Below are 24,707 nucleotides of genomic sequence, written 5' to 3'. Positions count from 1 at the left end.
CTCCCGACCCGAAGTCAGGAGCGGGACTATACCGATTTTTTCTTGCCAGATACAGAAAAATCAGCGTTTTTTTCAGACCGAGCACTGCCGTTGCATAAATGACGCAATCGTCTGCAATAGACCGTTCATTTATGTGAAACAGCCGGGAACTCGGCAGTATTCGCCAAATAAAAAGCCCTCCCGGACAGAGCCTGATGGCTTGCCAGGAGGGCATGGGCGCATGACGCTCAGTAGGGAACGACGCGGGTTGGGCCGCCGCCACTGATAACCTGCACACGCTGGCCCACGCTGACCGGATTATCGGCCTCCTGGGCCACCACACGGGTTTCGCCGTTATCGAGGCGAACCGTGATTTCATAGCCCGAGGTCTTGCCGACCTGATTCTCGGCGACGTTGCCTGCGAGCGCGCCCAGGATGGCGCCGCCAACCGTCGCGATGGTGCGGCCTGTGCCGCCGCCAATGGCATTACCCGCCACACCGCCAAGCGCGCCGCCAGCCAATGCGCCCACGCCGCTGGACTTGTCGGTCTGGATGGTGATCGGACGCACGCCCGTCACGGTACCCGTCCGCACAATTTGTTCGCGCTGGGCTTGGCCATAGGTGTAGACGCTGCTGGAGGCGCTGTGATTGGCGCAACCCGCCAGAACCAGCATACCGGCGGCCAGCGTGACCACCGCGATGCCGCGACCAATACGGCCGACAGACGGAGAAATGGTAGTGCTCATTGAGACTCCTCGATCGGAATGTACCTACATTCTCGATAATACTCTGCCGCCGGACAATTCGCGGGCGGGCTGGAAACAGGGTGAAACGAGCGTGGCAGACGCCACGCAGGTTCAATCAGAGTTTAGTCAGACATGGCGGGCGCAAGGTTCCCGGCCCGCCAATAGGGGAGTTTGACAAAAATCAGGCCGGTAATTGCAAGCCGTAGGCGCTTTGCAGACGACGGTTAATGTCATCGCGACTGGGCGCATGATTCTGCGGACCGCGCGAGGCGATCTTAATAGCGCCCATGACGTTGGCCAGACGGGCGCTGTCAGCCCAGCTCCAGCCCGAGGTCAGACCGTAAAGCAGACCGCCACGATGGGCGTCGCCGCACCCCGTCGGATCGAGCACCTCATCGGCCTTGACCGGCGCGATATGCACTTCCTGACCCTCGGTGTAGAGCGTGGCGCCCTCAGCGCCTCGCGTCACGATGACCGCACGCAGGCCGCGGGCAATATCCGCCATCTTGCGGCCGGTACGCTGTTCGACCACGCTGGCTTCATAGTCATTGACCGTCATCGCCTGGCACAGGCCCAACATGCGTTCGAGGTCGTCGCCCTCGAAGAGCGGCATGGCCTGACCCAGATCGAAGATGAACGGAATGCCACGTGCCGAAAGCGCGTGGGCATGGGCGAACATGCCTTCTTTGGCGTCGGGCGCGACGATCGCCCAGGCGGCATCGGCCTGGCTCAGGTCATTCTGCGCGGAGAAGGACATCGCACCGGGATGAAAGGCCGTGATCTGATTGTCGTCCAGATCGGTGGAAATAAAGCACTGCGCAGTGAAGGTGTCGGGCACGACCTTCAGGCGGGACACATCTATGCCCAGCTTGGTAAAGCGTTCGACGTAATCGGCGGCGTCTTCACCGATGGTCGCCACCGGCACTGGCCGGCCGCCCAGCAAGTGCATGGTGTAGGCAATATTGCCTGCGCAGCCGCCATATTCCTTGCGCATGCGCGGCACAAGAAAAGAAACGCTCAGCGATTGGATGCGATCCGGGAGGATGTGATCTTTGAAATAGCCTTCAAACACGGCGATGGTATCGAAAGCCATCGAGCCACATACCAGCACGGAAGAGGTCATAGTCATCCTTCAGGGGAAAAATTTTTCGAGTTGAAAGCCGTTAACGTTGATGCCCTGCACTTCGATAGGCACGGCGAGCTTGACTTCCTCATTCGCGCCAAAAGGCCCTCGGGCCTGCGCGGGATCGAGATAATCCTGGGGCAGCAACACTTTGCGTGCCACCACAGCATCCGAAATATCGGTCAATTCCAGCACCAGCGCAGGCCAGGGCTGAGGCTTGTCGTAACGGTTACGCATCACCACATTCAACACCAGGGACGTGCGGCCCTCGGCAAGCGCCGCGCCCTGCGGTGCGCGCAGCGAAGACGACACGATACTGATGCGCTCCAGCCGGCGCGTGTAAGCCACCGAGCAAGCCAGCGGCTTGCAAGCCAGCTCCAGAACCGGCCGCAAGGCCGGCACCGAGGTCGCGATGGCGCTGCGGTACACATAGGCCAGTTGCAAGCCCAGCGCCAGCAAACCCAGGAGGCAGGCCAGCAGCCACAGCCGTCGGCCCAAACCCCGTGAGCGCGCCCGGTCGTCATCCAGGAATTCCGGCGGCGTGCGCCCGCTGTCGGTCGCGCTGGAAAACCGGGTACGCCGTTCGCCCGGCACGGCATCAGCCTCGATAGGCTCGGCCGGCCCGGCCAGACCGGGCTCGCGAGGACCGTTTATTCGCGGTTCCGCACTAAAACTCCAGGGCCCATCGGCAGAAAAAACATCACGGTCCGCGCCATCGTCAGCCGCGCGTTGCGCTGCGTCTTGATGCGAACCCAACCTGTCGGGCAGCGCATCCTTCGAGCCGAGGCTCTGGCGCTCCTCCCAAGGCGGCTCATCGCGAGCATCCTCATCGGCTCGGGGTTCCGGGTCCTCTTGGTCACGCTGCATGGCGTCACGCCCGCGCAGCACGGCAGGCAGCGGCGGCGCGGGCGGGGGAGGCGGTATGGAAACAGGCGCGGCGGGTTCGGGCAGCGCTTGCTCGATCACAGGCACCGGCGCCTGGTTGACCGGCCCGCCAGGCGTCACCAGGCAGGCACGGCCATCAAAAACCGTGTTGCAAACGCCGCAGCGCACCAGACCATTGCGCACGCGCAACTGATCCGCAACGACCTTGAAAGCCGTTGCGCAATGCGGGCAGCGGGTCACCAAGGACATGATTTTGCCCCTGCCCGCGAATCAGGCTTTGCGCCCGTGCAGGCAGACCCAACCGTCGCGGGCACGCCATACCGACATGGCCAGCCAGGGCGCATAGGCCGCAGCCACCTCTTGCGCCTGTCGTTCCAGGACACCGGACAGCACCAGATCACCGCCAGGCGCGACACGCCCGGCCAGCATGGGCGCCAGCACCTTCAAGGGATTGGAAAGAATATTCGCCACCACGACGCGGAACTGGCCATCGGCCAACCCCTCCGGCAACTCGGCCGCCAGACTCACCTGGTTGACCTCGGCATTGTCACGGGTGGACTGCACGGCTTGCGGATCGATGTCGACAGCCGTCGTGTCGCCGGCCCCCAGCTTGCGCGCCGCGATCGCCAGGATGCCGGAACCGCAGCCGTAGTCCAGCAAGTCGGCGCCGGCAGGCAGCTCGGACTCCAGCCAAGCCAGGCAAAGATGGGTGGTGGGGTGGCTGCCCGTGCCGAATGCCAGCCCCGGGTCCAGCTCGATGCGCAAAGCACCTTCGGGAATGGATGCCGTGGCCTCGTCCGTGTCTTCACGATGCCAACTGGGTACGATCCACAGCTGATCGGAAATGCGGATGGGGCCAAACTGCGATTGCGTCAGACGCACCCAGTCTGCATCGGGCACTTCACGCAGCGTCCAGCCCGCGAACTCAGCGGCGTCGAGCAGCGCGGCCTGGGCCGCTTCTTCGAGCAATTGCGCGGGATCGACGCCATCGGGCAAAAGCGCCACGACGCAATTGCGGTCCCAAGCCTGCACCTCGGGTTCCGTACCGGGCTCGCCAAACAGAGGCCGCTCATCTTCGGTGCCGAAGTCAGCATCCTCAACCGAGACCGACAGCACGCCCGCGTCCAGCAAGGCATCGGACAAAGCCTCCGCCTGAGCTTCGCGGCAATAAAGGACCAATTCACGCATCTGTGCTTCTTCCTTGCGGCAAGGCCCGCACATCGCGGGCCCTGTCGCCATCAATACAAAAAACGGGGCCGCACGGGCCCCGATCACTGCTCAAGGACGCTGAGCCAGCTTGTTTTCCAGATAATGGATACTGGTGCCGCCTTCGATGAAGCGGGCATCCTGCAACAGCTCGCGATGCAGCGGGATGTTGGTCTGAATGCCCTCCACGACCATTTCCGACAGCGCGGTGCGCATACGGGCCAGGGCCTGCTCACGGGTATCACCGTAGGTGATGACCTTGGCGATCATCGAATCGTAGTTGGGCGGCACGAAATAGCCATTGAAGGCATGCGAATCGATGCGTACACCGGGACCGCCCGGCGTATGCCAGTTGGTGATGCGGCCGGGGCTGGGCACAAAACGGAAAGGATCTTCCGCGTTGATACGGCACTCGAGCGCATGGCCCTTGAGGGTGATGTCACGCTGACGCAGCGTGAACTTTTCGCCCGCGGCGATCAGGATCTGCTGCTGAACCAGGTCAACGCCGGTGATCAACTCAGTCACCGGATGCTCAACCTGGATACGGGTGTTCATTTCGATGAAATAGAACTCGCCGTTTTCGAACAGGAACTCGAAGGTGCCCGCGCCGCGATAGCCCATCTTACGGCAGGCGTCGGCGCAACGGTCCCCGATACGCTCGATCAGACGACGGGGAATCCCTGGCGCCGGCGCCTCTTCGATGACCTTCTGGTGGCGCCGCTGCATGGAGCAATCGCGCTCGCCCAGCCAAACGGCATTGCGGCCGCCATCGGCCAGCACCTGGATCTCCACGTGACGCGGATTTTCCAGGAACTTCTCCATATAGACTTCGGGATTGTTGAAGGCCGCACCCGCTTCGGAACGCGTCATGGTGACCGCATTCAGCAATGCCGCTTCGGTGTACACCACGCGCATGCCTCGGCCACCGCCGCCGCCGGCGGCCTTGATGATGACCGGATAGCCCACTTCGCGAGCTATGCGCAGGATTTCCTGCGGATCATCAGGCAGCGCGCCCTGCGAACCGGGCACCACGGGCACGCCGGCTTCGATCATGGCTTGCTTGGCGCTGACCTTATCGCCCATCAGGCGAATAGTTTCAGGACGCGGGCCGATAAAGACAAAACCGCTCTTCTCGACACGTTCGGCGAAGTCGGCGTTCTCGGAGAGAAAACCGTAGCCCGGATGAATGGCCTCGGCGTCGGTCACCTCGGCGGCCGAAATGATGGCCGGCATATTGAGGTAGCTTTCACGCGAGGGAGCCGGCCCGATGCACACGGACTCATCAGCCAGACGCACATACTTCGCGTCACGGTCAGCCTCAGAGTGCACCACCACCGTCTTGATGCCCAGCTCGCGGCAGGCGCGCTGGATACGCAGTGCGATCTCGCCGCGGTTTGCGATCAGGATTTTTTCGAACATTTGCGCTATCAGCCAATGACGAACAGGGGTTGACCGTACTCGACCGGCTCACCGTTCTCGACCAGAATTTCTTTGATCACGCCGGACTTGTCGGCTTCGATTTCATTGAGCAACTTCATGGCTTCAATGATGCAAAGCGCTTCGCCTTCCTTGACGGTCTGGCCGACTTCCACGAAGGGTGCGGCGCCAGGGTTGGGCGAACGGTAAAAGGTGCCAACCATCGGAGCCTTGACCACATGCCCCTGAATGACCGGAGCAGCCGGCTCGGCGGGTGCGGCTGCCGGCGAACCCACTACGGCCGCCGCAGGCGCGGCTGCCTGGTAAGCGACGGGTTGCAGCGCTTGGGAGAACTTGACGATGCGAACCTTGCCCTCGCCTTCGGTGATTTCAAGTTCGGCGATGCCCGATTCAGCCACCAGGTCGATCAAGGTCTTGAGTTTTCGGAGGTCCATAAAAGCTGCTTCCCGATAATGTTGACAGCACCCGCATGCGGCGGGAACTTGTGATGTTTTGCTAAGGAAAAAGTCGGCCCGGCTGGGGTCTCAGTGCCGCACCGCGTAACGCAAGGCCGCCTCGTAGCCGTCTGCGCCCAGGCCGCTAATCAGGCCGACCGCGATATCCGAGAGATACGAGTGATGCCGGAAACTCTCGCGCTTATACAGGTTGGACAAATGTACTTCGATAAATGGGATGGCCACCCCAGCCAACGCATCGCGTAACGCCACGCTGGTATGCGTGTACGCTGCCGCGTTGATAATAATGAAGTCCGTTCCGTCCTTCGACGCGGCCTGGATACGGTCTACCAGAGCCCCTTCATGATTGCTCTGCCAAGCCGATAGGCTCACGCCAAGCTCGTTCGCCAAGGATGAGAGATCCTCGTTGATCTGAGCCAGCGTGCGGCTGCCGTAGATCTCGGGCTCCCGGACTCCAAGGAGATTCAGATTCGGGCCATGCAATACAAGGATGCTTCGCGCCATTTGGCCTGCCAGTTGCTGGCAAAACAATCTATAAACCGCCTTTTTACGCCAATTCGAGCGATTTGCGCAACTGGCTCAGACGACAAGATCAAGAACGGTCTTTTCCAGGGCGTTCGGATCGATTTGACCCAATATCTTCTGCCTAATGCTGCCATCTGCATTCAAAACCAAGGTGAAAGGCAGGCCGCCCGATGGATTATCCAGCTTACGCAGGGTGTCGATCGCTGCGGAACCCATCACAAGCAGAGGGTAGGAAACAGGCAGTTTCTCGACAAATTTTCGCATATTGTCGGCGGTATCGACACCGATCCCGACAAACTGCACTTTAGCAGCCTTTTTGCTGAGAGCTTCCAGCTCGGGCATTTCCTTCACGCAAGGTGCACACCAGGTAGCCCAGAAGTTAATCACCATAGGGCGCCCGCGCCATTGCGACAAGGCCTGAGGCTGGCCATGCAGATCAGGCAGAGACGACGCCAGCAATTGCTGCAACGGGTCTGGAGATGCTGCCGGACGCGACCGGCTATAGAGCAAACCGCCCGCCGCGACAACGATGACGGCCGCGCCAGCGGTAAAGAAGAGACGGCGATTCATAGCACCCATCATATACCGTCCCCACGCCAAGCCGATGATCCTTCTACAATGCTATGAGGAGAATCCCATGCATTTACATATTCTTGGCATTTGCGGCACCTTCATGGGCGGATTGGCGCTGATCGCGCGCGCCGCCGGCCATAAAGTCACGGGCTGCGACGCGGGCGTCTATCCACCCATGAGCACCCAGCTCGCCGAGCAAGGCATCTCTCTTATAGAGGGTTTTGGCGCTGACCAACTGGCTTTGAAACCCGACCTCTTCGTGATCGGCAATGTGGTCAGCCGGGGCAATCCCCTGATGGAAGCGATCCTGAACAGCGGCGCGCGCTATGTGTCCGGCCCCCAATGGCTCGGGGACAACATCCTGCCCCAATCCCATGTACTGGCTGTTGCTGGCACGCATGGCAAAACCACCACCAGCTCGATGCTCGCCTGGATTCTGGAAGAGGCCGGTCTCAAACCCAACTTCCTGATCGGTGGGGTGGCGCCCGACCTCAAAGTGTCGGCACGCTACCAGTTCGGCTCGCGTCCCTTCGTGATCGAGGCCGATGAATACGACACCGCCTTTTTCGACAAGCGCTCAAAATTCGTGCACTACCGGCCGCGAACAGCCATTCTGAATAACCTGGAATACGATCACGCCGACATCTTTCCGGATCTGGCGGCGATAGAAACGCAATTCCATCATCTGGTGCGCACCATCCCGTCCGAGGGATGCGTCGTGCTGCCGACCCGCAGCGAGGCGCTGGAACGCGTGCTGGCCCGTGGCTGCTGGTCGCGGACGGTGCGCTTTGGCGCAGGCGGCGCTTGGCAGGCCGGCCCTGCCGACGAACTGGGCGCGTTCACGGTGCTGCGTGATGGCCGCGATCAAGGCATGGTGCGCTGGTCCCTGGGCGGCGAACACAACCGCATGAATGCCCTGGCCGCATTGGCGGCCGCCGAAAATATCGGCATCCCGGCCAGCGACGGCATTGCGGCTCTCTGCCGGTTTGCCGGTGTGAAGCGGCGTATGGAGCTGCGCGGCACGATCAATGGCGTGAAGGTCTACGACGATTTCGCCCACCATCCGACGGCGATCGCCACCACGATCGCCGGTCTGCGCCGCCAGGTCGGGCCAGCCCGGATTCTGGCTGTGCTTGAACCACGTTCGAACACTATGAAACTGGGAACCATGGCCGCACGACTGCCGCAGGCGCTGGCCGGCGCGGATCAGGTGTTTTGCTTTGGCGCGCAGGAAGGCAAACACGCACTGGGCTGGAATCCGACCGAAGTGCTGTCGCCACTGGGTGAGCGCGCCAGCAGCCACGACGACCTGAATGCCCTGGTCAATGCGGTAGCCCGGGCAGCGGCTCCGGGCGACCATATCCTGGTCATGAGCAATGGCGGTTTTGGCGGCGTGCACGACAAACTGCTTGCCGCCCTGGCTCAACCGCGCTGAGAGTCCGGCCATGCCTGAAGCCAAAATCCTTTATCTGCACGGGTTTCGATCATCGCCTGACTCATTCAAGGCACGCCTGATGGCGCAGGCCATGGCCGACAGGCCTGCCGACTGGGCCTGCCCGCAATTGCCTGCCAGCCCGAAAGCGGCGGCCGAGCTCGCGCGCGAACTGGCGCAGAATCTGCTGGGCGATGCGCCGCCGCGCAATCTGACCGTGGTAGGCTCCTCGCTCGGCGGCTATTACGCGACCTGGCTGGCCCAAGTGCTCGATTGCAAGGCGGTGCTGATCAACCCCGCCGTGAACGCACCGCGCGACCTTGCCACCCAGGTCGGCGAACACAAGATGTATCATTCTGCCGCCCCTTTCGTATTCCTGCCCGACTATGTGCAGGAATTGCATGAGCTGCATGTGCCTGTGCTGACCCACCCGGAGCGTTATTTCCTGATCGCGGCAACGGGCGACGAAGTGCTGGACTGGCGCGAGATGCGCGAGCGCTTCGCAGGGTGCAGGCAACGCATCATTCCCGGAAGCGACCACGGTGTGTCCGACTTCGCCCAATGGTTGCCGGAAGTGCTTGATTTTGCGCTGACCGGCCCCCACTGAATTCTTTCCCGTTATGCCCGGCCCGAGCTGGCCCGATGGACCGAAATATGTACGTGTTTTACGAAGATGACGGCAGCTTCAAGGCCGGCAAGATTCTCTCAGAAGCCGATGCCAGCCTGCAGGTGGAATCGGAGTCGGGCAAACGCAGCAAGATCAAACGCGCCAACACGCTGTTTACCTTCGCCTCGCCCGAGCCCGTGGCCTTGATGCGTGATGCGGCCGCCCTGGCCGAAGGCATCGACCTGGCCTTTCTGTGGGAGTGCGCTCCCCAGGAAGAATTCGACGCCCCCGTACTGGCGGCCGATTATTTCGGCCATGCGCCCAACGCCGTCGAGCAGGCCGCGCTGCTGATGCGATTGCATGGCGCGCCGGTGTATTTCCATCGCCGCGGCAAGGGCCATTATCGTCCGGCGCCCCCCGACATTCTTCAAGCCGCCCTGGCCGCGCTGGAGAAAAAACAGCGCCAGGCCGAACAACAGGATGCCTGGGTCGAGGAAATGGCTCAGGGCAGGCTGCCCGAAGCCATCGGCCAGATGGCCGAATCGCTGCTGGTCCGTCCTGATAAAAACACCATGCAATGGAAGGCACTGGACGCCGCCTGCACCCGCTTACAGAAAAGCCCTGACCGGCTGCTGCTGGAACTGGGCGCCTGGCCGCATGCGCTGGCCCTGCACAAGCAACGTTTTCTGGCCGTGAATTTCCCGCGTGGCGTGGCGTTTCCCGAGGTGGAAATCCCGCCGCTGGAACGTGAGCTGCCGCTGGCCGACGCCGAAATCTATTCGATTGACGATATCACCACCACCGAAATCGACGATGCCTTGTCGGTCACGCCGATGGCCGATGGCAAGGTGCGCGTGGGCATCCACGTCGCCGCACCGGGTCTGAGCGTCACGCGCGGTGGCGAGCTCGACAAGCTGGCGCGGCAACGGCTGTCCACGGTTTATATGCCGGGCGATAAGATTCCCATGCAGCCGGATTCGGTCATTCAGGCGTTTTCGCTGGATGCGGGACGCGCCGTGCCGGCCTTGTCTCTCTACGTCACCGCAGACCCGATCACTGGCGAAATCATCGCCTCGGAAACCCGTATCGAGCGCATTGTGGTGCGCGAGAACCTGCGTCACAATCAACTCGACACGGAAATCACCGAGGCGGCCCTGGCCGATCCTGACGCGCCGCTGCCCTATGCGCATTGGCTGCGCCCGCTGTGGCAGCTCGCCCAGGCGCTGTCGGCCCAGCGCGAGGTCATTCGCGGTAAACCCGAAAACAACAGCCGCGTCGAATACAGCTTCTATCTGGACGGCAGCCCTGACGATCCCGACACCCCGGTCCGTCTGGTGCCGCGCCAGCGCAACGCGCCGCTGGACCGCATGGTGGCCGAGTTCATGATTCTGGCCAACAATCTGTGGGGCGGCCTGCTGCATCAACACGGGGTGCCGGGCATTTACCGCTCGCAGCAGGCGGGCCGCGTGCGCATGAGCACCCAGGCCCTACCGCACGAAGCCATCGGCGTGCCGCAATATGCCTGGAGCACCTCGCCGCTGCGCCGTTATGTCGATCTGGTCAATCAATGGCAATTGATCGCGGCGGTCGAACACGGCGTGTCCGCCCGCCTGGTGGCTCCCTTCAAGCCCAAGGACGCCGACCTGTTCGCCATCATCGGCGCCTTTGACGCGCAGTATGCGACCTGGGCTGACTTCCAGAACGCAATGGAGCGCTATTGGTGCATGCGCTGGCTGCGCCAGCAGAACATCACCCGTTGCGTCGCGCATGTGCTGCGCGAGGATCTGGTTCGCCTAGGCAATGCGCCCTTCGTGACGCGGGTGGGCGGCATGCCTGAGCTCGAACGCGGCGCCGCCGTCGAAATCGACATTCTGGGCATGGACGAGCTGTCGCTGGAACTGGATTGCCGCTATCTGGGTCTGGCGAACGCCTGAGCGGCAACTCGGGGGCCTGCGCCGATTCACCCGGCCAGGCTCTAAAATGTTGCTGTGCATAGCTCCCTGCCCGCCCCCTCCCTGGCCCCAGGCCGGCACTATCTGCTGGTTGCCATTGTCATTTCGCTGCTGATACACGGCGGCCTTCTGGCTTGGCGCTTTCAGCTGCCAGCCGCGCCGCCTCCGCCCTTGAGCAGCCTGGACATCACGCTGGTCAACGCCCATACCGACGACGCTCCTATACATGCCCAGGTCTTAGCTCAAGCCTCGGTGGATGGCGGCGGCAATGCCCAAGCTGGGGTGGCCAGCACTTCCTTGCCGCGCACGGGCGATGCTCCCGACACCATCGTGCTGGAAGCCATGCGCAAACGGCAAACCCAGTTAGAGCAGGAACAAACCCTGCTCCTGAGCCAACTGCGGCCCGCAGACCCAAGCCCGGTCAGCCGCGCCCCCGCCCAGTTCTCAGAAGACCGGGACAGGCCTGGCGAACACGCCGAAGATCAGCCGGGGGTGGTGCAAAACGCTCAGGTCGCCACGCTCGCCAATCGCGTGCAGTCCTATAGCGCACTGCCGCGCAAGACCTTTGTCGCGCCCGCCGCCCAGGCTTCACGCTATGCGGCCTATCTGGATAACTGGCGCGCCCACATCGAGGCCATCGGCACCGAACATTTCCCCGCCGAAGCCCGCGGTCGCATTTACGGATCGCTGCGCATCACGATGACCCTCCGCAGCGACGGCAGTCTGGCAGGCTTCGAGATTGACAAGCCCTCAGCGCATGCCGTGCTGAATCAGGCGGCCCGCCGGATCGTGCAGATGGCCGCGCCTTTTGCACCATTCCCGCCCGATCTGGCGCGCGAAACCGATGAGTTGGTCATCACGCGCACCTGGAACTTCGTCAACGACTCCCTGGAAACCTCCGCCCCATGACCTCCCGCCCTGCCCTGCGGCGCTATGCCGTGATCGGCAATCCGATCACGCACAGCCGCTCGCCGCAAATTCACGCGATGTTCGCCGCGCAAACCGGCATCTCACTGGAGTACGAGCGTATTCCCGCGCCGCTGGATGGTTTCCGCGCCACCGCCGAGGCATTTTTCCTGGCGGGCGGCCAGGGGCTGAATGTCACCGTGCCCTTCAAGCAAGAGGCTTTTGAGCTGGCGCGGGAGCACCTCTCGGCCCGCGCACGCATGGCCGGCGCGGTCAATACCCTGACCTGGCGCGATGGCGTTTTGCAGGGTTGCAACACGGACGGGGTAGGGCTGGTCAATGACCTCATCCGCCTGGGCGTCATGCTTCAAGGCGCCCGTCTGCTGCTGGTGGGTGCGGGCGGCGCCGCCCGCGGCGTGCTACAGCCGCTGGCCGAAGCCGGCTGCGCCGAGATCCGCATCGTCAACCGCAGCCCTGGCCGCGCGGCAGAACTGTTGGCCGCCTGGACAGCCAGCGGCATACCCGGCGGCGTCCAGACCAGCGCCGGCGCGCTCGACGAAGCGGGCGGCGCCTGGGATATCGTCATCAACGCCACCGCCAGCAGCCTGCATGATTTGGCGCCCGCGCTGCCGGGCGGACTGTACGCGCCAGGCGCGCTAGCCTATGACATGGTCTATGGCGCACGGCCCACGCCCTTTATGCGCCAGGCCCGCGCCGATGGCGCCGCGCTGACCGCAGACGGTTTGGGTATGCTGGTAGGACAGGCGGCAGAGAGCTTTTTCATCTGGCACGGCCTGCGGCCCGACCCGACGGCGGTGCTGACCACGCTGCGCGCCAACCTGCTGGCAGAAGACTAACTCCGACTCCGTGAGGTTTGCCCATGTATGTCCGCAAGACCACTGAGCAAGGCGCGCGGCGTCGCCCATGAGCAGGCCCTGAATGGCGGCCTCGCGCACCCGCTCCTGGCTGCGCCGCACCGGCGGTGTACTCATGGCCCTGCTCTGCCTGTTCCTGATCTATGAACTGGCCATGTTTTCCATGGTGGTGTGGTACGCCCACCGCGACCCCGGCAGCAGCGCCATCATGCGCGAGGAGATCTCCCGCCTGCGAGAAACCGATCCGAAGGCGCAGCTAAGCTACACCTGGGTGCCCTACGACCGTATCAATGTCACGCTCAAACGTGCGGTCATCGCCTCGGAGGACGCCAACTTTACCGAACACGACGGTGTGGAATGGGATGCCATCCGCAAGGCCTGGGCCTATAACCAGAATCAACAGGCTCAGGGGCGTGCCACAATACGGGGCGGATCAACCATCACACAGCAATTGGCGAAAAATCTTTTCCTGTCGGGCTCGCGCAGCTACCTGCGCAAAGGACAGGAACTGATTCTTACCTATATGATCGAACACGTGATGTCCAAAGAGCGCATTCTTGAGCTCTATCTGAACATCGCCGAATGGGGGGTGGGGATATTTGGGGCCGAAGCCGCCGCCCGCCACTACTATGGCATCAGCGCGGCCAACTTGAATGCTTCGCAGTCCGCAAGGCTGGCGGCCATGCTGCCCAACCCTCGCTACTACGACAAGCACAGGAGCACCAGTTATCTGAACTCTCGCACGGCTATCTTGTTGCGCCGGATGCGCATGGTGGATATTCCGTAAAGATTGATCCTGGGGTGTAAGGCCCAGATTTGTTAAAGTTTTGTGTTTTGCGCGCCGAACCCGGCGTGCCTTGATGGTTTTCGAGACTCATGCGTACAGCCCGCCGCTATCTGGCCCGCGAGATTTATCGCTCTTGCGCAGTGGTCCTTCTGGCCCTGTTGGGGCTGTTCACGTTTTTTGCCCTGGTCGATGATCTGGACAACGTGGGCGAAAAATTCAGCATGCTGGCCCTGCTTTACATGCAGGCGCTGGCGCTGCCCACTCGCTTATACGATCTGCTGCCCATCGGCCTGCTGATCGGCGCCATTCTGGCGCTGGCCGGCCTGGCTCAGCGCAACGAGCTGGTGATTCTGCGTGTATCGGGCGTGAGCGGCATGCGCTTGATGCGCATGCTCTGGGTCGTCACTATCCCCGTCATGATCGGGGCGACGCTGCTCTCGGAATTCGTGACGCCCATCGCCGAAATCAAAAGCGGCGAGGCCGATCTGACCTTCCGAGGCAAGGCAGGCGGCGGCCGCCTGAACAGCGGTTATTGGTTCAAAGAACCCACGCGCGACGGCGGCACACGCATCATCAACATCCAGACCCTGTTGGCCGATGGGCAGGTGCGCGACGTCACGCTCTACGAGCTCAAACCCGATCTTGAGCTGGAATCCCTGTCTAAAGCGGCCAAAGGCGTTTTCACCGATGGCGACCTGCTTCTTAGCGACGTGGTCCAGACCCGCATCGCCCCTGAGGCGGCCCAAGCGCTGGCAAATGCCAAGCAACCCCCGAAGCCACCCGCCGAGGTCGAAACCCTCGCCTCGTTGCGCCTGGACACCACCCTGAGCCCGGAGCGCCTTCTGGCGCGTGTGCTGACCCCGGAACGCATGTCGGCAGCGACGTTGATCGACTATATCGACTATCTGCACCACAACCAGCTTCAGGCCGACCGGCAGGTTGTCGCGCTATGGCGCAAATTCGTTTACCCCTTCACGCTTTTGGTGATGATCACCATTGCCGCGCCCATTGCTTTCATGCAGACCCGCCGGGGCGGGGTGGGTGCCAAGGTTTTCATTGGCATCCTGATGGGCGTGGCCTTCTTCATGGTCAATCAACTGTCCCTAAACGTCGGGATGCTCAGCCGTTGGCCGCCCTGGCTCACCGCGCTTGGACCTAACGCCGCCGCCATGATTTTGGCGCTGGGAGCCCTGGTCATGATGGAGTATCGGCACGGGTTTTCCCGTTTTAAGCAACACCGCAAGGGCCTGTCCGACTGACAGGTATCACAGAGGGGTTCGCCCCTCACCCGGAGAGTGGCGTCTTCATGGCGACTGGCAGCATCTGGATGATTGGCGACGTGCAAGGATGCTGCACGCCGCTGCAACAACTATTGGCGCATCCCGACATCGCGGGAGAGCCAGGCGCACGCTTCTGGTTCGCAGGAGATCTGGTCAACCGCGGCCCGGAATCGCTGGCAACCCTGCGCCGCATCATCGCGCTCGGCGACCGGGCCGTGGCCATCCTGGGCAATCACGACCTGCATCTGCTCGCCGCAGCCGCAGGGGTGCGCAAACCGTCCAAGTCCGACACGCTGAATGACATCCTCAACGCGCCGGATGCCGATGATCTGATCGATTGGCTGCGGCATCGTCCGCTAGCGCATTACGCGCACGAGCACCTGATGGTGCATGCGGGCGTGCTGCCCAAGTGGAATGTGGCGAAAACACTGGCCCTGGCTGGCGAGGTCGAGGCCGCCCTGCGCGGCCCGAACTGGCGAAAGGCCTTGCAGAAAATGTATGGCAATGAGCCGGTCACCTGGAAAGACGGCCATAAAGGCGGCAAGCGCCTGCGCGTCATCATCAATGCCCTGACGCGCATGCGCCTGTGTACGCCGGCCGGCCATATGGAATTCGCCACCAAGGTGACGCCGGGCGCCTGGCCTGCAGGCCTGGTTCCCTGGTTTGACGTGCCCAACCGCGCCACGCGCGATGTGACCATCGTCTTCGGGCATTGGTCCACGCTGGGCCTGTTGATCCGTCCCCACCTGATCTGCCTGGATACGGGTTGCGTCTGGGGCGGCGCCCTGACCGCCATGCGTTTGCAAGACCGGAAACTGGTGCACATCAAGTGCAGCCAGTTCCAGGACCCGCTATCCGAATAGCTTTTAAAGCTGCGCGAGTATGGCTTCGCGCGCCTGGCGCGCGAGTTCCAGACGTGTGCAGGGCGAGCCGTCTTCGCGGAAGGTGGGCAGGGGCGGCAGAAACACCACCTCGACGGTCAGCCCCGTCGTGCCCAGCACGCGCCACAGGTTGGCAAGCAGCGTCTCTTCGCCAACAAAGGCGGCGAATCCACTGCGCTTGCCGCGGTGCATGAAACGCAGCACCAGTGGCTGAACATCCACCTTTGCCGAGCGCGCCGGCTCAAACAGGCTGGCGTGGAAAGGCCGCAGCTCGAAACCTTCCGAGGTTGTGCCCTCAGGGAACAGCCCGACCGCTTCGCCGCGGGCAAAACAATCATGAATGGACTCGCCCATCGCATGCACGGCATGGCGTTGGGTGCGTTCGATGAATAACGTGCCTGCGCCGGCGGCCAGCCAACCGATGACCGGCCAACTGCGGATCTCGCTTTTGGCGACGAAAGAAGTCGCCCGCACCGCATTGACGACAAAAATGTCGATCCAAGAGACGTGGTTGGCCACCCAGAGCACGGCGCCCGTCATGCGCGGCTCGCCTTTGATGCTCAGCCGCACGCCGCACAGGCGCATAAGCCAGCGCGACCAGAAGCGGTTCAAGGCCGCACGCTGCCCGGCATTCAACAGTCGATAGACCAGGCTGACGCAGAACAGCCCGAACAGAATCCAAGGCAGTACCAGCATGGCCCGCAAAACAAAGCGCAAGAGCTTCAAGCAGGCATCTCCCAAAGTGCGCGTCCGCCGATCAGAGTGGCGCGGACACGGCCGGGCAGCATCATACCCGCGAACGGCGTTTGCGCGCTGCCGCTGCGCATGGCGCCCGCCGACAGCAGCCACTCACACTCCGTATCCACCAGGCACAGATCCGCGGGCTCACCGGGCATCAGCGATGGAGCGGGCAGACCCAGCACGCGAGCTGGCCCTGTCGTCAGGCAGGCCAGCGCCCGAGACAGCGGCAAACCCTGAGCCCGCGCCCACTTGAGCGTCAGGGGCAAGAGCAGTTCGACCCCGCTGGCTCCGGGCGGAGTTTGCGCAAAGGGAAGCGCCTTGTCGGCGGCGCTTACCGGATGATGATCCGAGCACAGCGCATCCAGCGTGCCATCGGCTAAGGCCTGCGCCAAGGCGTCACGGTCGCGCTGGCCGCGCAGGGGCGGGCGCAGATGGCAATTGCTGTCGTAGAAACCGATGTCCAGATCCGTGAGGTGCAAATGGTGGATGGAGATATCGGCCGTCACCGGCAGCCCCTCGGCCCGCGCTGCCCGCAAGAGCGCCACGCCCGCAGCGCTGGACAGGCGGCAAAGATGCAAGCGCGTGCCTGTGGCCCGCTGCAAAGTGAATAGCGTTTGCAAGGCCAGGATTTCAGCCTCGACAGGGCTGCCCGGCAAGCCCAGCCGGGTTGCATAGGGACCGGCGGCCGCCACCCCGCCCAGATGGGCGTCTTCGGGCCGCAGCCACAAAGTGGCCCCCAGACCTGCCGCATATTGCATAGCTCGCCAGAGTTGTCCGGTGTCGGGTAGCGCGGCATCATCGCCGATGCCCACACAGCCCGCGTCCATCAGGCCCGCCATATCGGCCAGCCCGGTCTGGGTAAGCGGCCCGACATGCGCCAGATGCAGCGGGCTATCGGCGGCAGGCTGCCCAGCAGGCAAGACCAGGCGGGTAACGCCGCCCGACAAAGCGGCCTGCGACTCGCGGGCGGCGTCCGCACCCAGGCGCGCGCTCAGATCGGTCAGGCCAGGCAGCAGGGCCAGGCCCCGCGCATCCATCACACAATCGGCCGCAAAGCCATCGGGCGCCCTGTGCCGGGCCACGATCTGGCCATCGGCCAGAAAAAGATCCACCACCTCCTCTCGCAGAGGATCGAAGCCGCCCTGAATATGCACTCTCATGCAGCCTCCGAGAGCAGATGGCCGCAAACCGCCATCGCCGCCGCCTGAAACAGCAAGGGATCGGGTGCGCGCAACACCCTGGCATCTGGCGGCAACGTCCAGCGGCGCGCGTAATCGGCAGCCGAGGGCAGTAAATCCAGACCGGCCGGCGTAAGCCCCAGGTCAAGCACCACATCGACATCTTCCAGCGCCTGCTCGAGCGTGTCGTAAGCGCTCAAGCCCAATTGCGGCAAACCATCGGGCAGCAGCGGGCGCGGCCCTGCCGCGCGCAGCTCAGGGGCGCCCAGCGTCGTCAGGGCATGGGCCAGCGAACGCGCACGGCCGGAATGCAGAAAGTCGCCGATGAAGGCCACTCGCAACTCGGTAAATCCGCCTTTAGCCTGGCGTATCGCCAGCAAATCGGCCAGCGCCACCAAGGGCTGCGCATGCCAGCCGTCACCGGCGTTGATCACCCGTACTGCCTGCCGGGCCAGCACATGGGCCGCGCCGCTGGCGGGGTGGCGCAGCACGTGGATATCGGCGCCCGCTACAGGCCGCAAGGGCGCATCAGGCATGAAGCGGATGACCGCACCCTGCCTGCGCGCCGCCTCGGCCAGCCATTGCATGCCGTCGTCCGCCGGGCCAAGCAGGCAGATCTCACGCCCGGCCAGTAGGGGCGCGGGCCCGCCCGCAGCCTCGAGCAAAGGTTCGAGCAGCCGCTTGGGCAGACCTTCGGTAGACAGGAAGTGCGCCAGCCCGCCAAGCCGGTTCAATTGGGGATTGAACATGCCTCAAGCCAGACGATCGAGGTAGCGCTGCAAAATAATGGCCGCCGCCATCGCGTCATCGGGTGCATGGCTGCCCAGCTTCTCCTGGGCCTCCATGCTGGAGCCTCGCTCATCAACCAGTTCCACGGTAACGCCGAAACGGCCGTGCAGTTGATTGGCGAAACGCCGGCAGCGCAGGGTGGCTGACTGATCGCCACCGTCGGTCGCCAGCGCCAGGCCGACCACCACGCGCTGCGGCCGCCACGCTTCAAGCAGGGCCTGAATGCGGCCGAAACGCTCATCGCGACGCTCGGAGAAAATAATTTCCAGCGGCCGCGCATGGCAGGTCAGCGTGTTGCCGATAGCGACACCGATTTTTTTTTCGCCGAAATCGAAGGCAAGCAGTGTTTCTTCAGGCATGGCCCGCTTCACCCGCCAGCATGAGCGGATCGATCCCGAGCAGCCGCATCGCGGCGGGATAGCGCTCTTCGGCCGGCACATCAAAAATGATGACCGGATCGGCAGCCACACTGAGCCATGCGTTCTGGCTCATTTCGCTTTCGAGCTGGCCTGCGCCCCAGCCGGCATAGCCGAGGGTCACGAACAGGCGCGCCGGCCCCTGCCCTTCAGCCACCGCCTGCAACACATCGCGGGAGGTGGTGAGCGCCAGATCGCCCAGCCGGATGCTGGAGCTGTAATCGCCCGCAGGCGCATGCAGCACGAAACCCCGGTCAGTTTGCACCGGGCCGCCGAAAAAAACCTTCTCGTCAGCCGTGGGCCCCATCGCGACCGTCAGATCGACACGCTCGAACAGCGAAGCAAGCGTGAGGTCGGTCGGCCGGTTCAAGACCAGGCCGAGGGCGCCGCGCGGCGTGTGTTCGCAGATATAGATCACCGTGCCAGCCAGCTCATCGTTGACCATGCCCGGCATGGCCATCAGAAACTGATTGGAAAAATCGGTGAACCGGGCGTCGTCAGCGCTGGCGGAACGAAAGATAGCAGTCATGGCGCGCTCCAAAACCTGTTAATTAGCACCTGGCCGGCGCGGACCATCGCTAGGCCTGTTAGCGGCGCCACGCGCCGCACGAGGCTTAGATTTCCATCAATTCGAAGTCTTCCTTGCGGGCGCCACACTCGGGACAGACCCAGTTCGGGGGCACGTCTTCCCAACGGGTGCCCGGGGCAATCCCTTCGTCGGGCAGACCCGCTTCTTCGTCGTAAACCCAGCCACAAATAAGACACATCCAAGTACGCATAGCTCTCTCTGGCGCTTCTGTCCCCAAGCCCAGGACGGACAAGGCGTGAGAAGCATCTATTAGAATGGGCATATCTTACCGAAACCTAGAACAGATGCTTTTGTTGCGAAATCAAAGAAAGCCTCTTCATCCCCTTCCAGCCACTCCGTGACCGCTGTTATCCCTCCTCTCGTACTGATTCTGGGTCCGCTGGACCCCACCGGCGCCGACGGCCTGCCGGCCGATGCCGTAACGTGCGCTCAGCTTGGCTGCCATGGGCTGGCGTCTGTCACGGCTGTAACGGTGCAGGACACCGCCGGCATCGAGGATATCCATCCCATTTCCCCCGAACTGCTGGACGATCAGGCGCGCTGCCTGCTCGAAGATATGCCGGTGCAGGCCATCAAGGTGGGCGGCATGTTTTCGCCCGAAACCGCAAGCGTCGTCGCGCAACTGGCTGCCGACTACAGCCAGGTGCCGCTGGTGCTGCATCTCGGGCCGCGCGCGCCCATGCCGCAGGATGCGGTCGAACAGGACGACGCCGACGAACTGCTGGCTGCCACGCTTGAACTCGTGCTGCCACAGACCGATCTGGTGGTGGTGGAGCATATGCGCCTGGCGCAGTGGCAATCGGATGGCGTCATCGACACCTCGGAATCGCCCTCGCCCGCGCATGCCTTGCTGGCTGGCGGCGCACAATGGGCGCTGGTGCTGGGCAGCCCGCTGCGTCCAGGCCATCTGGCCAATGTGCTGGTCGGCCCCGACGGCCGTAATTTCACCTGGCCCTGGCAGGCGCCCCCCGTGCGCAGCGGCGACAACGGCGGTCTGCTGGCCGCCGCCGCTGCGGCCTTCCTGGCCTCGGGCCACGAGGTCCCGGAGGCGGTCGAAGCCGCGCTGGCCCACGCCTCACGCGGTCTGGCCGCCAGTTTCACGGCAGGCATGGGCCGCCCGCTGCCCAACCGGCTGTCCCAGCCATGAACACCCTCCGCTTTCCTGCCGGTCTTTACGGTGTCACCCCTGAATGGGACGACACCAGCCGCCTGCTGGCCGCCGTACGCGATGCCGCTGCGGGCGGCATGCGGGCGCTACAGTTGCGCCGCAAACACCTCAGCCGCGAACAGCGTCTGCGCCAGGCCCGGGCGCTGGCGCCGCTATGCCGCGAACTGGGCGTGACCTTTATCGTCAACGATGACTGGCGCACGGCGCTGGAGGCCGGCGCAGACGGCGCCCACATCGGCCGCGACGACGCAACACTGGCCGAAGTCCGCGCCGCCGCCCCCGGACTCCTGCTCGGCGTGTCCTGTTACGCCGACCTGAACCGTGCTCGCGAACTGCTGGCCCAGGGTGCGGATTACATCGCCTTCGGCGCGGTTTTCCCCTCCCCGACCAAACCACAGGCCGCCCATGCACCCCTGGCCTTGCTGGGCGAAGCCGCCGCGCAAGTGCGCGCCTGCGGCGCGCCCCGGCCTGCCGTCGTCGCCATCGGCGGCATCACGCCGGCCAACGCTGGTCTGGTGGCCGCTGCCGGGGCCGACAGCATCGCCGTCATCACCGGGCTGTTCGAAGCCCCCGATATCCGCGCCGCGGCTCAGGCCTGCGCCGCGCCTTTTCCCCCTTACCGACTAGAGCCATGTCCCGAAACGCAGAACTCTTCGAACGCGCCAGCCGCAGCATTCCTGGCGGCGTGAACTCGCCCGTGCGGGCCTTCCGCTCTGTGGGCGGCACCCCGCGCTTCATCAAGCGCGCGCTGGGTCCGCACATCTGGGATGCCGATGGCAAGCAGTACATCGATTACCTCGGCTCCTGGGGCCCGACCATTCTGGGGCATGCGCATCCAGAAGTTGTGCGCGCCGTGCAGGATGCCGCCACCGGCGGGCTGTCTTTCGGTGCGCCCACCGAGGCCGAGGTCGAACTGGCCGAGCTGCTGATCCAGCGTTTGCCCTCAATGGAGCAAGTGCGCCTGGTCAGCTCCGGCACCGAAGCCACGATGACGGCCATCCGGCTGGCGCGCGGGGCCACCGGCCGCAACAAAATCATCAAGTTCGAAGGCTGCTATCACGGCCATTCCGACAGTCTGCTGGTCAAGGCCGGATCAGGCTTGCTGACGCTGGGCAACCCGAGCTCGGCAGGCGTTCCGCCCGAGTTTGTCGCCCATACCATCACGCTGGACTACAACAATCTGCCCGCCGTGCAGACGGCCTTCGCGGAACATGGCCGCGACATCGCCTGCGTGATCGTCGAGCCGGTCGCCGGCAACATGAACCTCATCAAACCGGCGGCGGGCTTTCTGCAAGGCCTGCGCGAGCTCTGCACCCGCCACGGCAGCGTGCTGATTTTCGATGAAGTCATGACCGGTTTTCGGGTCGGCCCTCAAGGCGTGCAAGGCCTGACCGGCATCACACCCGACCTCACCACGCTGGCCAAGGTCATCGGCGGCGGCATGCCGGTAGGCGCTTTTGGCGGCCGCGCCGACCTGATGCGCCATATCGCCCCATTGGGTTCGGTCTATCAGGCCGGCACCCTGTCAGGCAACCCCGTCGCCGTGGCCGCCGGCCTGGCTACCCTGCGCCTGATCGGCCAGCCCGGTTTTTATGAAGACCTCTCGGCGCGTACCCAGCGCCTGGCCCTGGGCCTGACCGAGCGCGCCCACGCCGCAGGGGTGACTTTCAGCGCCGACGCTATCGGCGGCATGTTCGGCCTCTACTTCCGCGATAAGGTGCCCACCAGCTTCGCCGAAGTGCAGACCAGCAATACGGAAGCCTTCAAGCGCTTCTTCCACGCCATGCTGGATCGCGGCGTGCATTTCGCCCCCTCGGCCTTTGAAGCGGGTTTTGTGTCGGCTGCCCACGACGATGCCACGCTCCAGGCCACCCTGGACCATGCCGAAGCGGCTTTCGCCCTGCTGAAAGCCTGATCACCTCCCAGCCGCTTTCGATTGCCCCCACGGTTTATCGCCGTAGGGGCATTTTTCTGTCAACGCCAAATTGACCTAGCCTCTGAAATGCGAGAAAAAGAAGTTCGCGCGAACCTCGGCTCGCGCCTAATATGTCAATTTTTTTCTAACCGTTACTTATTGCAGGATACAACCCATCCCGCTAAGCATTCGGCGCAGGCCTTTGGAGAGAGCAAAAAACATGGCTGTCGAAACCGTATTCCGGCTGGATCTGGACGAAAACACGCGCGCCCTGACGGCAGGCTATACGCCAGGCCAGGATGGCCTGGCACCGCCGTCCTGGGATGATCTGATCGCCGTCGCCCAAGCACAGGGGTGGAACGCCGAGGTGTTAGACCAGACCAGCGCCGTGAACTTCATCGAGGCTTGCCGGGAAAGCAGGGAACCCGTACTCGCCTCGGTGGGCGAGGTGCTAGACGGTAGTTTTGCACTGGAGCTGGCACAAGATCGTATGTCGGTGCTGCTGTCGGTGACCCCGCCTCGGGGCGGACGCCGCGTCACCCTGAGCGATGTGCAGGCCGAACTGACCGAGCTTGGCGTGGTCTATGGTGTGCGCGACGCCAGCATCACGCAATCGCTCGCAGACCGGCGCGCCAATAGCACGCTCATCGCGCAAGGCACGCCGCCCACGGCCGGCACACCGACACGCTTCGACAGCCTGCTCGACGAGCTGAAAACCCGCCAAGAATACGACGACAAGGCCGTCGTCGATTACCGCAGTCTGGGCAACCTGATGCTGGTGGCGCCCGGCACGGCCCTGATGCGCCGTATCCCATCCGTCCAGGGCAAACCCGGGCTGAACGTGCTGGGTGAAGCGGTGCCACCCGTCCATATCCCCGACACCCCATTCGCCAGCGGCCTGACGGGTGTGGTCATCGATGAGTCTGACCCCTGTCTGCTGCGTGCCGCCAATGCCGGCTCGCCGATGCTCGTGCCACGAGGCGTACTGGTGAATTCGCTGGTCGAGGTAGACCAGGTCAACCTCTCTACGGGCAATATCGATTTTGACGGTACGCTCAAAGTACGCGGCGACATCACCGCCGGCATGGAAGTCCGCGTCTCGGGCGACGTGGTGGTCCACGGCACCATCGAGGCCGCGCGTGTGCAGGCTGGTGGCAGCATCATCGTCGATGGCGGCGTGATTGGCCTGGCCGAAAACAGACGCGGCGGCCATGCCACGGCCTCCCGCACAGCCCAACTCATCGCGGGCGAGTCGGTCTGGGCGCGCTTCATCGAGAACGCCATCGTCAAGGCCGAGAAAACCATCTCGATCGAACACGAAATCCGTCAAAGCCTGGTGTATGCCGGCCAGAGTGTGCGCGTGGGCAAGCCGAAATCGACACAAGGTTTGATTACGGGCGGCGAAGTGCATGCCAGGACCTCGGTCAGCGCGGGCACGATAGGCTCGCTAGCGGCCGTGCCGACGCTGGTCTGTGTCGGCGTCCACCCGCACGCCAAGGCCAGGCAAGCGGCGCTGCGCCAGCGTCGAGCCAGCCTGCGCGAAGAAAGCGACAAGCTGGAAAAACTCATCGCCTTTCTGCACCAGAACCCTGCCAAGGATATGAACGGGCTAAGTGCAAGAGCCACAGCCACCTATCAGCGCGTGCAAGGCGATATGGCCCAACTAGAAGCCAATGAGCAGCGCCTGCAGGAACTGTTGCGGCCGCTAAGAAGCGCCACCATTTCCGCCACGCAGCGCTACTATGGTGGCGTGACCCTGCGGGTGAGCGGCAAGCAGCTTAGCCTTTTGGAAGAACAGACCGGGGGCTGCGCCATGCTCGATGCCGAAGAGAGCCTGGTCGAGATCCGCTAGCCAGCGGCCGGCACGACGGCCGTGACTTCAATCTCGACGCGCGCCTGGTCTTCGATCAGATCGGATACCTCAACGGCCGTCATGGCCGGGAAATAGCGTCCGATCACTTCGCGATAGTGCTTACCTATCTGAGGATAGGCCGCGACATATTCGTCTTTGTCTTTGACATACCAGGTCATGCGCACGATGTGCTGCGGCCCGGCGCCGCCTTCCTTGAGAATGGCGACGATGTTTTCCAGCGTCTGGCGTACCTGAAGCGCAAAATCCTCGGTTTCAAACTGCTGCTGGCCATTCCAGCCGATCTGCCCGCCGACAAACAACAGGCGCGAGCCGACCGTCATTTCGCTCATCATGCCATTGGCATAACCACGCGGCGCCAGCCAATCGGGCGGTTGCAGAGTCTTGTTCAT

27 protein-coding genes are annotated in these 24,707 nt (G+C 63.4%); 12 read left to right on the top strand and 15 right to left on the bottom strand.

Translation table 11 applies throughout. The features are described 5' to 3' along the window. Window positions 1-227: 227 nt before the first annotated feature. From U0029_RS02125 to U0029_RS02090, 8 genes are all read right to left on the bottom strand, one after another. Window positions 228-725 (bottom strand): outer membrane lipoprotein, encoded by a 498-nt coding sequence (locus tag U0029_RS02125; RefSeq protein WP_114852209.1) that lies wholly within the window; start codon window positions 723-725, stop codon window positions 228-230. Between the two features lie 181 nt (window positions 726-906). Beyond that, on the bottom strand, window positions 907-1,848 hold the full coding sequence (locus tag U0029_RS02120; protein WP_012418632.1) for a carbohydrate kinase family protein: 942 nt from the start codon (window positions 1,846-1,848) through the stop codon (window positions 907-909). A 9-nt stretch (window positions 1,849-1,857) separates the two neighbouring features. Further along, window positions 1,858-2,982 carry a DUF3426 domain-containing protein gene (locus tag U0029_RS02115; protein ID WP_114852208.1) on the bottom strand — a complete coding sequence of 375 codons (1,125 nt, stop codon included), beginning with the start codon at window positions 2,980-2,982 and terminating at the stop codon, window positions 1,858-1,860. A gap of 21 nt (window positions 2,983-3,003) precedes the next feature. Continuing rightward, a complete protein-coding gene (gene prmA, locus U0029_RS02110; RefSeq protein WP_114852207.1) occupies window positions 3,004-3,921 on the bottom strand; it encodes a 50S ribosomal protein L11 methyltransferase in 918 nt (305 codons plus the stop codon). Window positions 3,922-4,011: 90 nt separating this feature from the next. Next, on the bottom strand, window positions 4,012-5,358 hold the full coding sequence (gene accC, locus U0029_RS02105) for an acetyl-CoA carboxylase biotin carboxylase subunit (protein WP_012418635.1): 1,347 nt from the start codon (window positions 5,356-5,358) through the stop codon (window positions 4,012-4,014). Between the two features lie 8 nt (window positions 5,359-5,366). Beyond that, complete coding sequence (gene accB, locus U0029_RS02100) at window positions 5,367-5,810, bottom strand: acetyl-CoA carboxylase biotin carboxyl carrier protein (protein ID WP_012418636.1); 444 nt, start codon at window positions 5,808-5,810, stop codon at window positions 5,367-5,369. Between the two features lie 90 nt (window positions 5,811-5,900). Then, window positions 5,901-6,335 carry a type II 3-dehydroquinate dehydratase gene (gene aroQ / locus U0029_RS02095; RefSeq protein ID WP_114852206.1) on the bottom strand — a complete coding sequence of 145 codons (435 nt, stop codon included), beginning with the start codon at window positions 6,333-6,335 and terminating at the stop codon, window positions 5,901-5,903. A gap of 75 nt (window positions 6,336-6,410) precedes the next feature. After that, window positions 6,411-6,926, bottom strand: coding sequence for a TlpA family protein disulfide reductase (locus tag U0029_RS02090; protein WP_114852238.1), 516 nt, complete (start codon window positions 6,924-6,926; stop codon window positions 6,411-6,413). A gap of 67 nt (window positions 6,927-6,993) precedes the next feature. Here U0029_RS02090 and mpl point away from each other — a divergent pair, with 67 nt between their 5' ends. From mpl to U0029_RS02050, 8 genes are all read left to right on the top strand, one after another. Next, window positions 6,994-8,364, top strand: a complete 1,371-nt coding sequence (mpl, locus tag U0029_RS02085; RefSeq protein ID WP_114852205.1) for a UDP-N-acetylmuramate:L-alanyl-gamma-D-glutamyl-meso-diaminopimelate ligase — start codon at window positions 6,994-6,996, stop codon at window positions 8,362-8,364. 10 nt (window positions 8,365-8,374) lie between these two features. Further along, window positions 8,375-8,968, top strand: a complete 594-nt coding sequence (locus U0029_RS02080) for a YqiA/YcfP family alpha/beta fold hydrolase (protein WP_012418640.1) — start codon at window positions 8,375-8,377, stop codon at window positions 8,966-8,968. Window positions 8,969-9,015: 47 nt separating this feature from the next. After that, the gene (locus tag U0029_RS02075) at window positions 9,016-10,902 is read left to right on the top strand and encodes a ribonuclease catalytic domain-containing protein (protein WP_114852204.1); all 1,887 of its coding nucleotides are present in this window, start codon (window positions 9,016-9,018) and stop codon (window positions 10,900-10,902) included. Between the two features lie 54 nt (window positions 10,903-10,956). After that, a complete protein-coding gene (locus tag U0029_RS02070; protein WP_049794177.1) occupies window positions 10,957-11,829 on the top strand; it encodes a TonB family protein in 873 nt (290 codons plus the stop codon). Next, a complete protein-coding gene (aroE, locus tag U0029_RS02065; RefSeq protein ID WP_012418643.1) occupies window positions 11,826-12,683 on the top strand; it encodes a shikimate dehydrogenase in 858 nt (285 codons plus the stop codon). Before U0029_RS02070 ends, aroE begins: the two co-directional genes overlap by 4 nt. 82 nt (window positions 12,684-12,765) lie before the next feature. Beyond that, complete coding sequence (mtgA, locus tag U0029_RS02060; protein WP_114852203.1) at window positions 12,766-13,488, top strand: monofunctional biosynthetic peptidoglycan transglycosylase; 723 nt, start codon at window positions 12,766-12,768, stop codon at window positions 13,486-13,488. An 89-nt stretch (window positions 13,489-13,577) separates the two neighbouring features. Then, complete coding sequence (lptG, locus tag U0029_RS02055; protein ID WP_114852202.1) at window positions 13,578-14,747, top strand: LPS export ABC transporter permease LptG; 1,170 nt, start codon at window positions 13,578-13,580, stop codon at window positions 14,745-14,747. Between the two features lie 47 nt (window positions 14,748-14,794). Further along, complete coding sequence (locus U0029_RS02050; protein ID WP_012418646.1) at window positions 14,795-15,631, top strand: symmetrical bis(5'-nucleosyl)-tetraphosphatase; 837 nt, start codon at window positions 14,795-14,797, stop codon at window positions 15,629-15,631. Window positions 15,632-15,634: 3 nt separating this feature from the next. On the opposite strand, the gene U0029_RS02045 is transcribed toward U0029_RS02050, so the two are convergent. From U0029_RS02045 to U0029_RS02020, 6 genes are all read right to left on the bottom strand, one after another. Then, window positions 15,635-16,375, bottom strand: a complete 741-nt coding sequence (locus U0029_RS02045; protein ID WP_012418647.1) for a lysophospholipid acyltransferase family protein — start codon at window positions 16,373-16,375, stop codon at window positions 15,635-15,637. After that, window positions 16,372-17,550 carry an amidohydrolase family protein gene (locus U0029_RS02040; protein ID WP_114852201.1) on the bottom strand — a complete coding sequence of 393 codons (1,179 nt, stop codon included), beginning with the start codon at window positions 17,548-17,550 and terminating at the stop codon, window positions 16,372-16,374. The genes U0029_RS02045 and U0029_RS02040 overlap by 4 nt, the downstream gene beginning before the upstream one ends. Then, window positions 17,547-18,317 (bottom strand): aspartate carbamoyltransferase, encoded by a 771-nt coding sequence (locus tag U0029_RS02035; protein WP_236824180.1) that lies wholly within the window; start codon window positions 18,315-18,317, stop codon window positions 17,547-17,549. The genes U0029_RS02040 and U0029_RS02035 overlap by 4 nt, the downstream gene beginning before the upstream one ends. A 3-nt stretch (window positions 18,318-18,320) precedes the next feature. After that, window positions 18,321-18,716 carry a Holliday junction resolvase RuvX gene (gene ruvX, locus U0029_RS02030; protein ID WP_114852200.1) on the bottom strand — a complete coding sequence of 132 codons (396 nt, stop codon included), beginning with the start codon at window positions 18,714-18,716 and terminating at the stop codon, window positions 18,321-18,323. Continuing rightward, entirely contained in the window at window positions 18,709-19,302 is a 594-nt protein-coding gene (locus U0029_RS02025) for a YqgE/AlgH family protein (protein ID WP_114852199.1), read from the bottom strand. Before U0029_RS02025 ends, ruvX begins: the two co-directional genes overlap by 8 nt. Window positions 19,303-19,387: 85 nt before the next feature. Beyond that, window positions 19,388-19,552, bottom strand: coding sequence for a rubredoxin (locus U0029_RS02020; RefSeq protein WP_003814980.1), 165 nt, complete (start codon window positions 19,550-19,552; stop codon window positions 19,388-19,390). A gap of 147 nt (window positions 19,553-19,699) precedes the next feature. Here U0029_RS02020 and thiD point away from each other — a divergent pair, with 147 nt between their 5' ends. The 4 genes from thiD to U0029_RS02000 all read left to right on the top strand — a co-directional run bounded on the left by thiD (window position 19,700) and on the right by U0029_RS02000 (window position 24,297). Then, on the top strand, window positions 19,700-20,509 hold the full coding sequence (gene thiD, locus U0029_RS02015; protein ID WP_367158522.1) for a bifunctional hydroxymethylpyrimidine kinase/phosphomethylpyrimidine kinase: 810 nt from the start codon (window positions 19,700-19,702) through the stop codon (window positions 20,507-20,509). Further along, window positions 20,506-21,219, top strand: a complete 714-nt coding sequence (thiE, locus tag U0029_RS02010) for a thiamine phosphate synthase (RefSeq protein ID WP_114852197.1) — start codon at window positions 20,506-20,508, stop codon at window positions 21,217-21,219. The genes thiD and thiE overlap by 4 nt, the downstream gene beginning before the upstream one ends. Next, window positions 21,162-22,445: a glutamate-1-semialdehyde 2,1-aminomutase gene (gene hemL, locus U0029_RS02005; RefSeq protein WP_114852196.1), complete on the top strand. Its 1,284-nt coding sequence runs from the start codon at window positions 21,162-21,164 to the stop codon at window positions 22,443-22,445. Before thiE ends, hemL begins: the two co-directional genes overlap by 58 nt. A gap of 220 nt (window positions 22,446-22,665) precedes the next feature. Further along, window positions 22,666-24,297 carry a FapA family protein gene (locus U0029_RS02000; RefSeq protein WP_114852195.1) on the top strand — a complete coding sequence of 544 codons (1,632 nt, stop codon included), beginning with the start codon at window positions 22,666-22,668 and terminating at the stop codon, window positions 24,295-24,297. Here U0029_RS02000 and U0029_RS01995 read toward each other — a convergent pair. After that, window positions 24,294-24,707 (bottom strand): RidA family protein, encoded by a 414-nt coding sequence (locus U0029_RS01995; protein WP_114852194.1) that lies wholly within the window; start codon window positions 24,705-24,707, stop codon window positions 24,294-24,296. The genes U0029_RS02000 and U0029_RS01995 overlap by 4 nt on opposite strands.

The organism is Bordetella avium (assembly GCF_034424645.1).
Taxonomy (GTDB): Bacteria; Pseudomonadota; Gammaproteobacteria; order Burkholderiales; family Burkholderiaceae_B; genus Bordetella; species Bordetella avium.
This window is presented reverse-complemented; position numbering and strand designations above follow the sequence as displayed.